This is a genomic window from Variovorax dokdonensis (assembly GCF_030316895.1).
GTDB lineage: Bacteria > Pseudomonadota > Gammaproteobacteria > Burkholderiales > Burkholderiaceae_C > Variovorax > Variovorax dokdonensis.
In genome coordinates this window covers 1,343,182-1,360,627 of sequence record NZ_JASZYV010000001.1, presented here as the reverse complement: position 1 = coordinate 1,360,627, position 17,446 = coordinate 1,343,182, and the positions used below count along the sequence as shown (strand labels likewise).

Annotated in this window: 10 protein-coding genes; 3 read left to right on the top strand and 7 right to left on the bottom strand. The window is 64.2% G+C overall.

What is annotated here, in order from left to right; translation table 11 throughout:
* Window positions 1-13: 13 nt before the first annotated feature.
* The 4 genes from QTH91_RS06310 to QTH91_RS06295 form a co-directional block, all read right to left on the bottom strand.
* Window positions 14-2,899 (bottom strand): 2-oxoglutarate dehydrogenase E1 component, encoded by a 2,886-nt coding sequence (locus QTH91_RS06310; RefSeq protein WP_286659151.1) that lies wholly within the window; start codon window positions 2,897-2,899, stop codon window positions 14-16.
* Between the two features lie 182 nt (window positions 2,900-3,081).
* Complete coding sequence (locus QTH91_RS06305; RefSeq protein ID WP_286659150.1) at window positions 3,082-5,055, bottom strand: propionate--CoA ligase; 1,974 nt, start codon at window positions 5,053-5,055, stop codon at window positions 3,082-3,084.
* Window positions 5,056-5,059: 4 nt separating this feature from the next.
* A complete protein-coding gene (locus QTH91_RS06300) occupies window positions 5,060-5,668 on the bottom strand; it encodes an isochorismatase family protein (RefSeq protein WP_286659149.1) in 609 nt (202 codons plus the stop codon).
* A gap of 75 nt (window positions 5,669-5,743) precedes the next feature.
* Window positions 5,744-6,907, bottom strand: coding sequence for a PQQ-dependent sugar dehydrogenase (locus QTH91_RS06295; RefSeq protein ID WP_438273541.1), 1,164 nt, complete (start codon window positions 6,905-6,907; stop codon window positions 5,744-5,746).
* 142 nt (window positions 6,908-7,049) lie between these two features.
* Between QTH91_RS06295 and QTH91_RS06290 the strand changes: the two genes are divergently transcribed.
* Window positions 7,050-7,622 (top strand): C40 family peptidase, encoded by a 573-nt coding sequence (locus QTH91_RS06290; protein ID WP_286659148.1) that lies wholly within the window; start codon window positions 7,050-7,052, stop codon window positions 7,620-7,622.
* 99 nt (window positions 7,623-7,721) lie between these two features.
* Here QTH91_RS06290 and lpdA read toward each other — a convergent pair whose 3' ends face one another.
* Genes lpdA through aceE form a run of 3 tightly spaced genes read right to left on the bottom strand, consistent with a single transcriptional unit; the run spans window position 7,722 to window position 14,037 of the window.
* Window positions 7,722-9,536, bottom strand: coding sequence for a dihydrolipoyl dehydrogenase (lpdA, locus tag QTH91_RS06285; protein WP_286659147.1), 1,815 nt, complete (start codon window positions 9,534-9,536; stop codon window positions 7,722-7,724).
* A 10-nt stretch (window positions 9,537-9,546) separates the two neighbouring features.
* A complete protein-coding gene (aceF, locus tag QTH91_RS06280; protein WP_286659146.1) occupies window positions 9,547-11,250 on the bottom strand; it encodes a dihydrolipoyllysine-residue acetyltransferase in 1,704 nt (567 codons plus the stop codon).
* A 57-nt stretch (window positions 11,251-11,307) separates the two neighbouring features.
* On the bottom strand, window positions 11,308-14,037 hold the full coding sequence (gene aceE, locus QTH91_RS06275) for a pyruvate dehydrogenase (acetyl-transferring), homodimeric type (RefSeq protein ID WP_286659145.1): 2,730 nt from the start codon (window positions 14,035-14,037) through the stop codon (window positions 11,308-11,310).
* A gap of 187 nt (window positions 14,038-14,224) precedes the next feature.
* Here aceE and QTH91_RS06270 point away from each other — a divergent pair, with 187 nt between their 5' ends.
* Both QTH91_RS06270 and QTH91_RS06265 read left to right on the top strand, forming a co-directional pair.
* Window positions 14,225-16,762, top strand: coding sequence for a PAS domain-containing sensor histidine kinase (locus QTH91_RS06270; RefSeq protein WP_286659144.1), 2,538 nt, complete (start codon window positions 14,225-14,227; stop codon window positions 16,760-16,762).
* Window positions 16,759-17,388 (top strand): response regulator transcription factor, encoded by a 630-nt coding sequence (locus QTH91_RS06265; protein WP_286659143.1) that lies wholly within the window; start codon window positions 16,759-16,761, stop codon window positions 17,386-17,388. The genes QTH91_RS06270 and QTH91_RS06265 overlap by 4 nt, the downstream gene beginning before the upstream one ends.
* Window positions 17,389-17,446: the final 58 nt, after the last annotated feature.

Sequence of the window (17,446 nt, the reverse complement as noted above, 5' to 3'; positions counted from 1 at the left end):
TGCGGGGTTGTTCTTACTTGGTGAGCACGAAGCCCTTGAGCTTGGCGAAGGCGGCGTCGACCAGCGCCTTCTGCTGTTCCTGGTGCAGGTGCGAGTAGCCCACTGCCGGCGATGCCGAGGCAGCGCGACCCGCGTAGCCCAGCTTCTGGCCTTCGGACATGTTCTCGTGGATCTGGTGCTGCACGAAGAACCATGCGCCCTGGTTCTGAGGCTCGTCCTGGCACCACACCACGTCGGCCAGATTGGGGTACTTCTTGAGCTCGGCGGCGAAGGCGCGGTGCGGGAACGGATAGAGCTGTTCCACGCGAAGGATCGCCACGTCGTCGCGACCCGACTCGGCACGCTTCTTGGCCAGGTCGTAGTAGACCTTGCCCGAGCAGGCAATCACGCGCTTGACCTTGTCGGCCTTCAAGTCGCCGCTGTCGGGAATGACGGTCTGGAACGCGCCCTTCGTGAACTCGGACAAGGGCGAGGTCGCATCCTTGTTGCGAAGCAGCGACTTGGGCGTGAGGATGACCAGCGGCTTGCGCAGGTTGCGAACCATCTGGCGACGCAGCACGTGGAAGATCTGGCTGGCCGTGGTCGGCTGCACGATCTGCATGTTGGTGTCGGCAGCCAGCTGCATGAAGCGCTCCAGGCGCGCCGAGCTGTGCTCGGGGCCCTGCCCTTCGTAGCCGTGCGGCAGCATCATCGTGATGCCATTCACGCGGCCCCACTTGACTTCACCCGAGGCGATGAACTGGTCAATGACCACTTGGGCGCCGTTGACGAAATCGCCGAACTGGGCTTCCCAGATCACCAGGGTGTTCGGGTCGTTCGACGAATAGCCATATTCGAAGGCCAGCACGGCTTCTTCGGAGAGGATGGAGTCGATGACGACGAACGGCGCCTGGTGCTCGGCCACGTTCTGAAGCGGCACGTAGGTGCCTTCGTCGAACTTCTCGCGCTTCTGATCGTGCAGCACGGCGTGGCGGTGCGTGAAGGTGCCGCGCCCGCTGTCCTCGCCCGACAGGCGAACGGGGTAGCCACTGGAGACCAGCGAGGCGAAGGCCATGTGCTCGCCCATGCCCCAGTCGACGTTGATCTCGCCGCGGCCCATGGCGGCGCGGTCGTCCAGCACCTTCTTGACCAGCGGGTGCACCGCAAAGCTTTCGGGCAACGTGGTGATGCGCTCGGCCAGTCGCTTCCATTCGGACGTGGGGATGGCCGTGTCGCCGGCATCCGTCCACTTCTTGCCCAGGAACGGGCTCCAGTCAACGGCGTACTTGCTCTTGAAATTGGTCAGCACCGGATCGACCGTGTGCTTGCCCGCGTCCATGGCGGCGCGGTAGGCCTTGACCATGTCGTCGCCCAGCGTTTCGCCGAGGCCTTGGGCAGCCAGCTTGTCTGCATACAGCTTGCGCGTGCCGGGGTGCTGGGCGATCTTCTTGTACATCAGCGGCTGGGTGAGCGAAGGCGTGTCCTGCTCGTTGTGGCCCAGCTTGCGGAAGCAGATGATGTCGACGACCACGTCCTTCTGGAACTCCATGCGGAACTCCAGCGCGAGTTGCGTCGCGAGCACCACCGCCTCGGGATCGTCGCCGTTCACGTGCAGCACCGGCGCCTCGATCATCTTGACGATGTCCGAGCAGTACAGCGTGGAGCGGCTGTCGCGCGGATCGCTGGTCGTGAAGCCGATCTGGTTGTTGATGACGATGTGCACCGTGCCGCCGGTGTAGTAGCCGCGCGTTTCGGCCAGCGCCAGCGTCTCCATCACCACGCCCTGGCCGGCAAATGCAGCGTCACCATGCACCAGCACCGGCAGCACCTGCTTGCCGTCGACATCGCCACGGCGGTCCATGCGGGCACGCACCGAACCTTCGACCACGGGATTGACGATTTCCAGGTGAGAAGGGTTGAACGCCAGGCTCAGGTGAACCGGGCCGCCCGGCGTGGTCACGTCCGAGCTGAAGCCCTGGTGGTACTTGACGTCGCCCGATGGCAGCTCTTCCGGCGCCGTGTGATCGAACTCGGCAAACAGGTCGGCGGGCATCTTGCCCAGGGTGTTGACCAGCACGTTCAAGCGGCCACGGTGGGCCATGCCGATCACGATTTCCTGCACGCCGCGGGAGCCCGCCTGCTCGATCAATTCGTCCATCGACACGATGAAGCTCTCGCCGCCTTCGAGCGAGAAGCGCTTCTGGCCCACGTACTTGGTGTGCAGGAATCGCTCGAGCCCCTCTGCCGCGGTCAGGCGGTCGAGCACACGCTTCTTGTCGTCCGTGCTCAATTGCGGATTGGTGCGCGCGCTTTCGAGCTTCTGTTGCCACCAGCGCTTCTGGTTCTGGTCGGTGATGTACATGTACTCGGCACCGATGGAGCCGCAGTACGTTTCGCGCAACGCGTTGAGCAGGTCGCGCAGGGACATGGTGTCCTTGCCGAAGAACGTGTTGCTGGTGTTGAACACGGTCTCGAGGTCGGCATCGGTGAAGCCGTAGAACGAGGGCTCGAGCTCAGGAATGGACGGGCGCTCGGTGCGCTTGAGCGGATCCAGGTCGGCCCAGCGAGCACCGACGTTGCGGTAAGCGGCGATGAGCTGCTGGGCGGCGGTTCGCTTGCGACCCAGTTCGGAATCGGCTCCGCTGGCCTGCACCACCTGCTTGGTGCCCTGCTTGGCCAATTCGGCGAAGGCATTGACCACCGGCAGGTGGGGAACGTCGCGCGAGTTGGAGCCGTCGGCGGCTGGGACGTGCTGAAGCGCGTCGAAATAGGCACGCCAGTTGTCAGGAACGCTGGTGGGGTTGGCCAGATAGTTCTCGTACATCTCTTCGACATAGGGGGCATTGCCGCCGAAGAGGTAGGAGTTGCCTTGATAAGAGGCGTAGACGCCCGCACCGGGTGCCTGATTTGAATCGCTCATTGTTGCGCTCACCTTCGCTTCCCTGCAGGAAGCACGAGTCGGTTGCTGGAAACCTTCCGCGACACGGCTGAACCGGTTGGCGGATGCGAACTGTGGCTGGAAGGGCCTGAATTCAGCCCGCTATTGTGCCACCAAGCCCCTCAGCGCGTGTGACAAGCCGTCCGCGTCCTGCTTTTTGGACCTCAAAGGTCCAGTTGCCGGCGGATCGATTCGAGGCTGGCCGGATCGTCCATGGTGCTCAGGTCGCCGGGGTCGCGACGCTCGCACACAGCCTGGATGGCGCGGCGCAGCAATTTGCCGCTGCGCGTCTTGGGAAGGGCGGCGACGAACATCACACGGGACGGCCGCGCCACCGCACCCAACTCGTCGTTCACGCGCTTCATCACCTCGCCTTCCAGGGAACGGGCACGCCCGGCGTCGGTGAGCGCACCCGCATCCTTCGGCACCGCAAACGCCATCGCAACTTGGCCCTTGAGGGCATCGGCGACGCCGACGACGGCCACCTCCGCCACTTGGGCATGGCCGGAAATACATTCCTCAATTTCGCGCGTACCCAGCCGATGGCCGGCCACGTTGATGACGTCGTCCGTGCGGCCGAGGATGTAGAAATAGCCATCCGCGTCGCGGATGCCCCAGTCGAATGTCGAATAGGCCATGCGACCGGGAATGCTTTTCCAGTAGGTGTTCACGAAGCGCGCGTCGTCGTTCCAGACGGTCTGCATGAAGCCGGGGGGTGTCGGGCCTTCGATCACCACCACACCCTTCTCCCCTGGGGCTGTGAGTTCCTCGCCCGTGGCTTCGTGCACCACCTTCACCTTGTAGCCGTACATGGGCACGCCAGGGCTGCCGAATTTGGTGGCCATGTGCTCGACGCCGTTGGCCAAGGTGATGATCGGCCAACCCGATTCGGTCTGCCAATAGTTGTCGATGATGGGCACGCCGAGCCCGTCGCTGATCCAGCGCGCGGTGGGCTCATCGAGCGGCTCGCCCGCCAGAAACAGCGCGCGAAGACTGGACAGGTCGTGCTTCTTCAGAAGCGCCGGATCCTGCTTCTTGAGCACCCGCACGGCCGTCGGCGCACTGAACATCACCGTCACCTTGTACTTCTCGACCAGGCGCCACCAGATTGCGCCATCGGGTTGGCCGTCCATGCCCTGTGTGGGAAGCCCCTCGTACATCAGCGTGGCCATGCCCGCCAGCAAGGGGCCATAGATGATGTAGCTGTGTCCCACGACCCAGCCGATGTCGCTCGTGGAGAAGTAGGTGTCGCCGGCACGCCCATCGAAGATGTGCCGCATGCTGGCCGCCAGCGCCACGGCATAGCCGCCCACGTCCCTCTGAACGCCCTTGGGCCGTCCTGTCGTGCCGCTCGTATAGATGGTGTAGCTGACGTCGGTGGCGTCGAGCCAGGTGCAGGCGACCTCGGTGGACTTCACTCGCGCCGCCATGTCGGCGGCCAAGTGGTCGCGTCCCGGCACCAGCGCCATTGGCGCCAAGCCGCGATCGGCCAGCAGCACGGCATCGGGCTTGTGCGTCGAAAGCCGGATGGCTTCGTCCAGCAAGGGCTTGTAAGCCGTCACCTTGCCGCCACGCGAACCGGCGTCGCTGCTGACGATCACCTTGGGCGTGGCGTCGTCGATGCGCGACGCCAATGCGCCGCTCGCAAACCCACCGAACACCACGCAGTGAATCGCACCGATGCGCGCACAGGCCAGCATGGCGAAAGCGGCTTCGGGAATCATCGGCATGTAGATGAGCACGCGGTCGCCCTTGGTGACGCCAAGCTCCAGCAGACACGCCGCGGTGCGCTGTACCTCTTCGTGCAATTGCCTGAACGTGAAGGTGCGTTCGGTTCCGGTCTCGGTCGACACATGGATCAGCGCGGGCTGGTCGGCCCGATCGGCGAGGTGCCGATCGATCGCGTTGTGGCACAGGTTGGTCTTGCCGCCGACGAACCATCGCACGAAAGGCGGCGTGTCGGCATCCATGATGCGGGTCGGCGCCGTCTGCCAGTCGATCATGGCCGCCTGCTCGGACCAGAACGCCTCGGGCGATTCGATCGACCGTTGATGAAATGCTCTGTAGCTCTCACTCATGTTGGCTGTCTCCGATTGCCTTTGCGTCTTGGTGCCAGCGCAGACCGCGGCGGCTGGCACTTCTCTATTTGATCAATGCCAGCGCCTCTCGAAAGGCTGGATGCTCGGCGCTACGCAACCACTCGAAGGCCACCATCTCGGTCGTGACCAGTTCGGCTCCTGCACCGGCCAGGCGGTCGAAGGCCGCATCGCGGTTGCGTTCGGTGCGCGAGGCGCAGGCGTCCGTCACCACCCACACGTCGAATTCATCCTCGATCAGATCCAGGGCCGTCTGCATCAGGCAAACATGCGCTTCGCAACCGGCCAGCACGATGCTGTCCCGCCCCGGCGCAGGCGCGGCAGCGGATTTCTGCAGGTGCTTGGGCAGGCTTCGGGCATTGCCCCGGGGCTGGGCAGGCTCGGGCGGGCGCAGCCACTCGCTCAAGCCTTCTTCCACGGCGCTGAAGTGCATCTTGGCCATCGTGCGCTGGCAAAGCGCGCGGATCTCGGGCACGTTGGGGCCGAGGCTGGAGGGGTTTTCCTCGGTGCCCCATACGGGCACTTTCATCAGACGCGCGAGTTCACCCAGTCGGCGGGCGTTGCGCAATACGGCCTCGCCTTCGGCGATCGCGGGCATCAGGCGCGCCTGGTAGTCCACCAGGACGAGTTGGGATTGGGTGGCGTCGAGCAGCATCTTGTTTTCGTGCAATGTGTAGCGAACCGCGACCCTACCACCGACCTGCTTCGTTTCGCCGCGCAACAACCCGACTCAGGGCTGCAGCCGGATCAGTTGGCCGTTGCTCTGGTCGGTCAGCACATACAACAGGCCGTCCGGCCCCTGTCGCACGTCGCGAATGCGGGCTCCGCCGTCCGCCAGCAACCTGTGCTCGGCGACAACCTTGCCCCCCTGCAACTCGATCCGGTCGACAAAGCCGAACTTGAGCGAGCCCACGAAGAGGTTGCCCCGCCAGGCCCGGCCGTAGCGGTCACTGGTCAGGAAAGTCATGCCCGAAGGCGCGATGGACGGTACCCAGTAATGCAGCGGCTGCTCCATGCCGTCGTACGCCGTGATGCCATCGCCGATCTTGCCGCCGCCGTAGTTTTCGCCATAGGTAATGACCGGCCATCCATAGTTGCGGCCCGCCTGGAGCACGTTGATCTCGTCGCCGCCCTGCGGCCCATGCTCGATCATCCAGAGTCGTCCGTCCGGGCCCAGCGTTGCACCCTGGCTGTTGCGATGCCCCCAGGTCCAGATCTGCGGCTGGGCGTCGGCCCGGCCCACGAAGGGGTTGTCGGCCGGCACGGTGCCGTCCTTGGCGATCCGGATGACCTTGCCGAGATGGTTGTCGAGCTTCTGCGCGTCGTCCTTGCGGCTGAACCGGTCACCCAGCGTGAGGTACAGCGTGCCGTCCGGAGCCTCGACGATTCGGCAACCGAAGTGATTGCGGCTGGCGACCTTGGGGCTTTGGCTGAAGATCACCTGGACCCCGTCCAATCGGGCGCGATCGACCGACAGTTGCGCTTTGGCCAGTGCCGTCCCGCTCCTGCCCTCCGTATCCGGTTCGGAATAACAGAAGTACACCATGCGGTTGGCAGCGAAATCGCGATCGACGATCACGTCGAGCAAGCCGCCCTGCCCGCCGACGGCCACCTTCGGCAAGCCCGGAAGCGGCGGGCCGACCTTGCCCTCCGGATCGATGACACGCATGCGCCCCAGGCGCTCGGTCACCAAGAAGCGACCCGACGGCAGGAATGCAACCGCCCACGGGTTCTCCAGACCGCTTGCCACCACGACCGGACGCGGCGCTACGGGCGTCGTGGCCGGCTTGGCCTGCGCCCAGGCCAAAGCCGGCGCCAGGAGCACCAAATTCGTGCACAAACGGCCGACGAACTTAGAGTACTTTGAGATTACTTTGAAAGCAGTTGATTTCATTTGTCACCGGGGCACCAGAACAGAATTTACATTTCAGACTTCAACCAGTGTCAGAAATTTCTTTGCCGACAACGAGATAAGTGAGTGTCCTAGAGTGAAAAGTGGTTTGACATGACCCTTTGTCATCAATATCCTACGGCTCATGCGTTTTGTCGTCTTACCAACAATATTGATCTTGGCCTGCAGCCAAGCTTTCGCGGCCCCCCCATCGATCGAACGCAACGACGAAATTGGTCGCCTTCTGGTCAATGAAGGTTTGATCGCCCAGCTCGATCAAGTTCGCCAGACGGTGAGCGATCGTACTAACTCCCTGGTCACCGCCGCGGTTGGCTTCCTCGGCGTCCCCTACCGCCGCGGCGGCAACACCGCAGAAACCGGCGTCGACTGCAGCGGCCTGGTCAAGGCTCTTTACGACCAGACCCTGGGCTACGTTCTTCCCCGCCGCGCCGAAGAGCAGGCGGCTGCCACCGAAAAGATCGACCGCGCCGAACTCAAGCCCGGCGACCTCGTCTTCTTCAACACAATGCGCCGCGCTTTCAGTCACGTGGGCATCTACATCGGCGACGGCAAATTCATCCACGCCCCACGCACGGGTGCGACTGTCCGCATCGAGAGCATGGACGGCAGCTATTGGCAGCGCCGCTTCAATGGCGCGCGACGCGTACTGGGCATGGAAACCGCAGACGCTTCAGCTGCGGCAGCCGCGGCCAAATAGGCGATCTCGAGGCCTGCCCTCGCATCGACCAACAGAAAACCCGCCGTCGGCGGGTTTTCTGTTTCTGGAGCCGCGCCGCGCCCGGAAGGCGCGCCCGGATCAACGCCGCTGAGGCGGCAGATCGGTGCAGGTGCCGTGGGCGACTTCCGCCGCCATGCCGATCGACTCGCCAAGCGTCGGGTGCGGGTGAATGGTCTTGCCGATGTCCACCTCGTCCGCGCCCATCTCGATGGCCAGGGCCACCTCGCTGATCAGGTCGCCGGCGTGCGTACCGACGATGCCGCCGCCCACGATGCGATGGGTTTCGGCATCGAACAGCAGCTTGGTCACGCCTTCGTCGCGGCCGTTGGCAATGGCGCGGCCGGAGGCCGTCCACGGGAACAAGCCCTTCTTGACCTTCACCCCTTGCGCCTTGGCGGCGTCTTCGGTCAGGCCGACCCATGCGACTTCGGGGTCGGTGTAGGCCACGCTCGGAATCACGCGCGCCTGGAAGGCGGCGCTGGCCAGTTCCTTGTCGCCCTTCTGTTCGCCGGCGATCACTTCGGCAGCCACATGCGCTTCGTGCACCGCCTTGTGAGCCAGCATGGGCTGGCCGACGATGTCGCCGATCGCGAAGATGTGTCGCACATTGGTACGCATCTGGATGTCGACAGGAATGAAGCCGCGATCGCTCACCGCCACGCCTGCCTTCTCCGCGCCGATCTTCTTGCCATTGGGCGAACGCCCCACAGCCTGCAGCACGAGGTCGTACACCTGCGGTTCCTTCGGTGCCTGCTCGCCTTCGAAGGTGACGCGAATGCCCTCCTTCGTGGCCTCGGCCCCGACCGTCTTGGTCTTGAGCATGATGTTGTCGAAGCGCGGCGCATTCATCTTCTGCCATACCTTGACCAGATCGCGATCGGCGCCCTGCATCAGGCCGTCGAGCATCTCGACCACATCCAGCCGAGAGCCGAGCGTGGAATAGACCGTGCCCATCTCCAGGCCGATGATGCCGCCGCCCAGCACGAGCATTCGCTTGGGGTCGTGGCCCAGTTCGAGCGCACCGGTGGAGTCGACCACGCGCGGATCCTTGGGCATGAACGGCAAGCTGACCGACTGGGACCCGGCGGCGATGATGCAGTTCTTGAAGCGGATGACCTGCTTCTTGCCGGTCTGGTCCTTGCCGTCCCCGCTGGTTTCCTGCACTTCGAGATGGTGGGGGTCGAGGAAGGTGCCCACGCCGCGCACGGTGGTCACCTTGCGCATCTTGGCCATGGCGGTCAGCCCGCCGGTGAGCTTGCCTACCACCTTGCTCTTGTAGCCCAGCAGCTTGGCGCGATCGACCTTGGGCGCACCATAGTCGACGCCCAAGTCGGCAAAGTGCTTGACCTCGTCCATCACGCCGGCCACATGCAGCAGCGCCTTGGACGGAATGCAGCCCACGTTCAAGCAGACGCCGCCCAGGGTCGAGTAGCGCTCGACGAGGACGGTCTTGAGGCCCAGGTCGGCACTGCGGAAGGCGGCCGAATAGCCGCCCGGTCCGGCGCCCAGCACCAGCACGTCGCACTCATGGTCGACGCCACCGGAATAGCTGCCCGCAGGCAGCGGTGCTTGAGCGGGCGCAGCGGGCGCGGGCGCCGAAGCGGCCGGGGCACTCGCCGGCGCCGGAGCGGCCGGTGCCGGTGCGCTTGTACCGGCGGTCGCTTCAACGGTCAGGATGACCGAGCCTTCGCTGACCTTGTCGCCCACCTTCACGGCCAGCGACTTGACCACCCCGCCCTGACTGGCGGGAATTTCCATCGAGGCCTTGTCGGACTCGACGGTGATCAGCGACTGCTCGGGCGCAATCGTGTCGCCCACTTTCACCAGCACCTCGATGACCGCCACTTCGTCGAAGTCGCCGATGTCGGGAACCTTGATCTGTTGTTCACTCATCAGCATTCCTTCACAACAGGATGCGGCGATAGTCCGCCAGCACCTGGGACAGATAGGCGTTGAACCGCGCGGCAGAGGCGCCGTCGATCACACGGTGGTCGTACGACAGCGACAACGGCAAGGTCAGACGTGGAACGAACTGCTTGCCGTCCCACACCGGCTTCATCGCGCTCTTGGACAGGCCAAGGATGGCCACCTCGGGCGCATTGATGATGGGGGTGAAGTGCGTGCCGCCGATGCCGCCTAGCGAACTGATTGAGAAGCAGCCGCCCTGCATGTCGGCCGCGCCGAGTTTGCCGTCGCGCGCCTTCTTGGCCAATTCGCCCATCTCGGTGCTGATCTGCAAGATGCCCTTCTTGTCGGCGTCCCTGAGCACAGGCACGACCAAGCCGTTGGGCGTGTCGGCCGCAAAACCGATGTGGAAGTACTGCTTGTAGACCAGTTGGTCACCGTCCAGGCTGGCATTGAACTCGGGGTACTTCTTGAGCGCCGCCACCACAGCCTTGATGACGAAGGCAAGCATGGTCACTTTGACGCCCGATTTTTCGTTCTCCTTGTTGGTGGAGACCCGGAAGGCTTCGAGCTCGGTGATGTCCGCTTCGTCGTTGTTGGTGACGTGAGGAATCATCACCCAGTTACGCGAAAGGTTTGCGCCGCTGATCTTCTTGATGCGCGACAGGTCCTTGCGCTCGACCGGACCGAACTTGGTGAAATCGACCTTGGGCCAAGGCAGCAGGTCCAGGCCAGCGCCGCCGCCACCGCCGCCCGCCGGGCGCGCCGCCGCAGCCGCTTTGGTGGTGGCCGCGCCACTCATCACCGATCGGGTGAAGCCCTGGATGTCGTCCTGCGTGATGCGACCCTTGGGGCCGCTGCCCTTCACTTCGTCGAGTGGCACGCCCAGTTCGCGGGCGAACTTGCGCACCGATGGCGACGCATGGGGCAAAGACCCGCTCGGCGCCGCGGTGGGGTCGTGCGGCGCGGGCGCCGAAGCGCTCGCTCCGGACGGCGCACTCGATGCAGCCGGAGCCGAAGCCGGGGCCGGCGCGCTGCTCGGCGCAGCCGCAGGCGAGCTCGCAGCCGGCGCGGCCGACGGCGCCGGGGCGGGCGTCGAACCCGCCGCGCCTTCCAGCACGGCGATCAGGTCGCCGACGTTGACGGTGTCGCCGACCTTGACCTTCAGCTCCTTCAACACGCCTGCAGACGGCGAAGGGATTTCCATCGAAGCCTTGTCCGACTCGACGGTGATGAGCGACTGCTCTGCCGTCACCGTGTCGCCGGGCTTGACCAGCACCTCGATGACCGCAACGTCCTTGAAGTCGCCGATATCAGGCAACTTGACGTCCACCGGGCCCGAGGCGGCTGCCGCAGAGGCTGGCGCCGCTGCCGGAGCCGGTGCAGGTGCAGGTGCCGCAGCCTGGTCAGCCTTGGGAGCAGGTGCCGGTGCCTGTGTTGCAGGCGCCGCAGCGGCGCCGCCGCCCTCAGCTTCCAGCATGAGCACCACGCTGCCTTCCTTGACCTTGCTGCCAACGTCGACCTTGAGCTCCTTCACCACGCCGGCCGCGGTCGAGGGAATCTCCATCGACGCCTTGTCCGACTCCACGGTGATGAGCGATTGGTCGACCGCGATCTTGTCGCCCGGCTTGACCAGCACCTCGATGACCGCAACGTCATCGAAGTCCCCGATGTCCGGGACTTTCACTTCCATCAATGCCATTTCAAGTTCTCCCGCCCCGAAGGTGCGCTTTGGAGGTTGTTGGACCCACGAATGGGCTTATGCGTAGAGCGGGTTGATTTTGTCGGTGTCGATGCCGTATTTCTTGATGGCCTCGACCACCTTCTCTGCGGGCAATGCACCGTCCTCTGCCAGCGCCTTGAGCGCGGCAACCACGATGAAGTGGCGGTTGACCTCGAAGTGCTCGCGCAGCTTGGAACGGAAATCGCTGCGGCCGAAGCCGTCGGTGCCCAGCACCTTGAAGTTGCGTCCCTTGGGCACGAAGGCACGGATCTGGTCGGCGTACGCCTTCATGTAGTCGGTCGAAGCGACGACCGGGCCACCTTCGCCGAGCTGCTGGGCCACGAAGGGCACGCGCGGCGACTCGGACGGATGCAGCAGGTTCCAGCGCTCGCAGTCCTGGCCGTCGCGGGCCAGTTCGTTGAAGCTCGGGCAGCTCCAGATGCGTGCCGCGACGCCCCAATCCTGCTCCAGAAGTTCCTGAGCGTGGAAGGACTCGCGCAGGATCGTGCCGCTGCCCATCAGGTCGACCACCGGCATCGCCTTGCCCTTGCCGCCCTTGGCCTTGACCTCGGGCGCCTGCTTGCAGATGTACATGCCCTTGATGATCTGCTCTTCGGTGCCTGGCTGCAGGCCGGGCATGGCGTAGTTCTCGTTGAGCAGCGTCAGGTAGTAGAAGACGTTGTCCTGCTTTTCCACCATGCGCTTGAGACCGTGGTGCAGGATCACGCCGACTTCATGCGCGAACGTGGGGTCGTAGCTGATGCAGTTGGGGATGGTGCCGGCCAGGATGTGGCTGTGGCCGTCCTCGTGCTGCAGGCCCTCGCCGTTGAGCGTGGTGCGCCCCGACGTTCCGCCCAGCAGGAAGCCACGCGCCTGCATGTCGCCCGCCGCCCAGGCCAGATCGCCCACGCGTTGGAAGCCGAACATCGAGTAGTACACATAGAACGGCACCATGATGCGGTTGCTGGTGCTGTAGCTCGTGGCGGCGGCAATCCAGCTCGACATGCCGCCAGCCTCGTTGATGCCTTCCTGCAGGATCTGGCCGGCCTTGTCTTCCTTGTAGTACATGACCTGGTCCTTGTCGACCGGGGTGTACTGCTGGCCTTCGGGGTTGTAGATGCCCACCTGGCGGAACAGGCCTTCCATGCCGAAGGTGCGCGCTTCGTCGACGAGGATGGGCACCACGCGCGGGCCCAGCGCCTTGTCGCGCAGCAATTGCGTCAGGAAGCGCACGTAAGCCTGCGTGGTCGAGATCTCGCGGCCCTCGGCCGTCGGCTCGAGCACGGCCTTGAAGTTGTCGAGCGCGGGCACGGTGAAGCTCTCGTCCGCCTTGGTGCGGCGATGCGGCAGATAGCCGCCCAGCGCCTGGCGACGATCGTGCAGGTACTTCATTTCCGGCGTGTCGTCTGCCGGCTTGTAGAACGGCAGGTCGGCGATCTGACTGTCCGGGATCGGGATGTTGAAGCGATCGCGGAAGGCCTTGATGTCTTCGTCGCCCAGCTTCTTGGTCTGGTGGACCGTGTTCTTGCCTTCGCCGATCTTGCCCATGCCGAAGCCCTTGACCGTCTTGATCAGGAGCACGGTGGGCTGGCCCTTGTGGCTCACCGCCGCATGGAAGGCCGCATAGACCTTCTGCGGATCATGGCCGCCGCGGCGCAATTGCCAGATCTCGTCGTCGCTCATGCTCTCGACCATCTTGGCGGTGCGCGGGTCGCGGCCGAAGAAGTGCTGTCGGACGTAGGCGCCGTCGTTGGCCTTGAAGGCCTGGTAGTCGCCGTCGTTCGTTTCCATCATCAGCTTGCGCAGCGCACCTTCCTTGTCGCGCGCCAGCAGCGGATCCCAGTTACTGCCCCACAGCAGCTTGATGACGTTCCAGCCTGCACCACGGAATTCGCCTTCGAGTTCCTGGACGATCTTGCCGTTGCCCCGCACCGGGCCATCCAGGCGCTGCAGGTTGCAGTTGACGACGAAGACAAGGTTGTCGAGCTTCTCGCGCGCAGCCAAGCCGATGGCGCCGAGCGATTCGACTTCGTCCATTTCTCCATCGCCGCAGAACACCCACACCTTGCGGTTGGCCGTGTCGGCGATGCCGCGGGCATGCAGGTACTTGAGAAAGCGAGCCTGGTAGATCGCCATCAGCGGGCCCAGGCCCATCGACACCGTCGGGAACTGCCAGAACTCCGGCATGAGCTTGGGGTGCGGATAGCTCGACAGGCCCTTGCCGCCCACTTCCTGACGGAAGTTGAGCAGTTGCTCCTCGGTCAGGCGACCTTCCAGGTAGGCGCGGGCATAGATGCCCGGCGACACGTGACCCTGGATGTAGAGGCAGTCGCCGCCATGCTTTTCGCTCTCGGCGTGCCAGAAGTGATTGAAGCCCGCGCCGAACATGGTGGCCAGCGAGGCGAAGGAGCCGATGTGCCCCCCGAGGTCACCGCCTTCAGGCGGGTGATGGCGGTTGGCCTTGACCACCATCGCCATGGCGTTCCATCGCATGTAGGACCGAAGACGCTCCTCGATCTCGTTGTTGCCGGGCGAACGCTCTTCCTGGTCGGCCTCGATCGTGTTCACGTAGGCCGTGTTGGCCGAGAACGGTTTGTCGATGCTGTTCTGCCGGGCGTGTTCGAGCAATTGCTCAAGAAGGAAGTGGGCGCGTTCGGGGCCTTCGGACTGGATGACCGCCGAAAGGGCGTCCATCCATTCGCGCGTTTCCTGAACATCCGCGTCGTTCGCCGCTGCGCCGAAGGCGCCTTCGGGATTTGCCGACATGCTGTGTCTCCTTGGGTGGGATGTGGCTCTAATTTAGTGCCCGGTTGAAGTTGCGCGGCAGTTTCCCACAAAAAAGTCGCAATTTCAAATAGTGCGTTGTAGATTCATATTATGAAATACAGTTGACTACAAGATAGAAATGTGAACCGTGGCGCGGACATAGGGGCACCTCCTCTACACTCGCGCGATGTCCCCCTTGTTGCCCAAGGAAGTCCCGGCGCATGCGACTTCTTCTCCGTTCGCCTTGTGGCGGCACTGGTGGCGTCGCCAGACGCCCAGGCTGCAGGATGCCGTCGCCATGCTCGTGCCGCTGGCTGCCGTTCTCCTGTTCCTGTCGGCGATCGTGGCTGCCTTCTGGTATTTGCGCGCCGAGGAGCTGGAGCGCGAGCAGGAATCGGTAAGACGCGACGTCGAATACGCGCAGCAGCGCCTTCGCCTGCAATTGCTCGAACGGCAGGAGCAACTCATGCGCATTGCGCGCGATGCCTCCACGCGGGAGATCGACGCCGCCGAGTTCGTCAGCCGCTCCGAATCCCTGTCCAGCCAGTACCCGGTGCTGCAGTCGGTCAGCTGGATCGACGATCGTCGCCGCTTTCTGGCCGTGTACTCGGCGCCCAGCGTCCATCCGGCGCAGCAGCACCTGGTCGGCGATGTCTTGCGTCCGGGCGAGGTCGAAACCAACTACGCGCTCGCGCGCGAGTTGCGCCAGCCGGTCTTTTCGCAACCGGCCTTCGGCACGGACGTGCCGGGCGTGCTTCAACTGCACATCCCGCTGTTCGACCAAGGCCTGTTCGCCGGCGTCGTGCTGGCCGAATTCTCGGTGGACGCGATACTGCGCTACGGCATCCCGCCCGAGGTCACGGCGCGCTATGCGGTGTCGCTGCTCGATGGCAATGGCAAGCTGATCGCCGGCAACACGGTCAGCCCGATCGAGCCCACGCCCCACTTTCTGCCTTGGACCAAGCGGGTCAACGAGTACGAAGTGCCGGTCTCGCCGGTCGGCAACGGACTCATCCTGCGTGCGCAGGGCTATCGGACCTCTCAGGGCCTGGTGGGCAACGGCCTGTTCTGGCTGGTGATGGCGCTGAGCGTGCTCACCAGCTGGATCCTGATCGGCAACTGGCGCCATACCCGCCGACGCCAGGCCGCGCAGGAAGCATTGGTGGCCGAAACCAACTTCCGCCGTGCCATGGAAAACTCCATGCCCACCGGCATGCGCGTGCTCGATCTTGAAGGCCGCATCACCTACGTCAACGCCGCCTTCTGCGCGATGACGGGCTGGAGCGAACAGGACCTGGTCGGCCAGTCGCCGCCCTTCCCCTACTGGCTCGAAGCCGACCGCGAGATCATGAACGAGCGGCTCGAGGAGGAGCTGCACGGCCGCTCGCTGCCGGGCGGCTTTCAGGTCAGGGTCAAGCGCAAGAACGGCACCGTGTTCAACGCCCGGCTGTACGTCTCGCCGCTGATCGACGCCAAGGGCCACCAGACGGGCTGGATGACCTCGATGACGGACATCACCGAGCCGACCCGCATCCGCGAACAGCTCTCGGCCTCGTACGAGCGCTTCACCACCGTGCTGGAAGCGCTTGACGCCGCCATCTCGGTGGCGCCGATCGGCAGCGAAGAGCTGCTGTTTGCGAACAAGCTGTACCGGCTCTGGTTCGGATCGAACACGGTCGGGCACCTCAGCATCGTGGCGCAAGCGGGCGTGCCGCCGGCCACCACCCATGACGATGCGATGGACGAAGTCGACGCCTTCGCTGGTCTGCCCATCGACACGCTCACCGGCGCGCAGCCGGCCAACAACGAGATCTTCGTCGCCGACCTGGGCAAGTGGCTCGAAGTGCGCTCGCGGTACCTGACGTGGGTCGACGGCCGACTCGCCCAGATGGTGATCGCCACCGACATCACGCCACGCCGCGACGCCGAAGACCAATCGGCCCAGCAGGCGGACCGTGCGCAGGCGGCCAGCCGGCTGATCACCATGGGCGAGATGGCCTCCAGCGTCGCGCACGAGCTGAACCAGCCGCTGACCGCAATCACCAACTACTGCAACGGCATGGTCTCGCGCATCCGCTCGCAGCAGATCGATGAAGAGTCCTTGCTGTCGGCGCTGGAGAAGACCTCGCGGCAGGCACAGCGCGCCGGACAGATCATCCAGCGCATCCGCACCTTCGTGAAGCGCAGCGAACCCAACCGCACGCCTTCCGACGTGTCGACCATGGTGAGCGAAGCGGTGGAGCTTGCCGGCATCGAGCTGCGACGCCGCAACGTGCGCCTGAATCACTACGTGGCCGCGCGCCTGCCGATCGTGCAGGTCGATCCGATCCTGATCGAACAGGTGCTGGTCAATCTTCTGCGCAATGCGGCCGAAGCCATCGATCAGGCACAACGCCCTTCGTCACGCCGCAGCGTCGAACTGCGCGTGCTGCCACGCATGATCGACGGCAACGAGGCGGTGGAGTTCTCGGTGCAGGACACCGGCGCCGGTCTGCCGCCTGAAGTGATGGAGCGCCTGTACGAAGCCTTCTTCTCGACGAAGCCAGAAGGCATGGGCATCGGACTCAATCTGTGCCGCACGATCGTCGAGTCGCACAAAGGGCGCATGCAAGCTGAGAACATCTACAATGGACCAGAGATCGTCGGGTGCCGTTTTTCGTTCTGGATTCCGGTACTCGACTCCACGCGATCATTGACAAGCGACGAGGCAAAGGTACCTGCATGAGTTTGATTCCGAAGAAGGGTACGGTGTATGTGGTCGATGACGACGAAGCCGTACGTGATTCGCTGCAATGGCTGCTAGAAGGCAAGGACTACAGGGTTCGCTGCTTCGACTCCGCCGAATCTTTTCTTTCCCGCTACGACCCGCGCGAAGTCGCCTGCCTCATCGTCGACATCCGCATGGCCGGCATGACGGGCCTTGAACTGCAGGACAAGCTCATCGAACGCCGCTCGCCGCTGCCCATCGTGGTCATCACCGGCCACGGCGACGTGCCGATGGCCGTCGACTCGATGAAGAAGGGCGCGATGGACTTCATCCAAAAGCCCTTCAACGACGAAGAACTCGTCACGCTGGTCGAACGCATGCTCGAACACGCACGCGAGTCGTTCGCGCAGCACCAGCAATCGGCCAGCCGCGATGCGCTGCTGTCCAAGCTCACCGGCCGCGAGGCGCAAGTGCTCGAGCGCATCGTCGCCGGGCGCCTGAACAAGCAGATCGCCGATGACCTGGGAATCAGCATCAAGACGGTCGAGGCACACCGCGCCAACATCATGGAGAAGCTCAACGCCAACACCGTGGCCGACCTGCTCAAGATCGCATTGGGGCAGGCAGCGCCGGCAAAGGCCTGAGCCACTTTCACACCCATCACGCCCGCCAGTTGCTGAGCGGGCGTTTTTCATTTCAGAA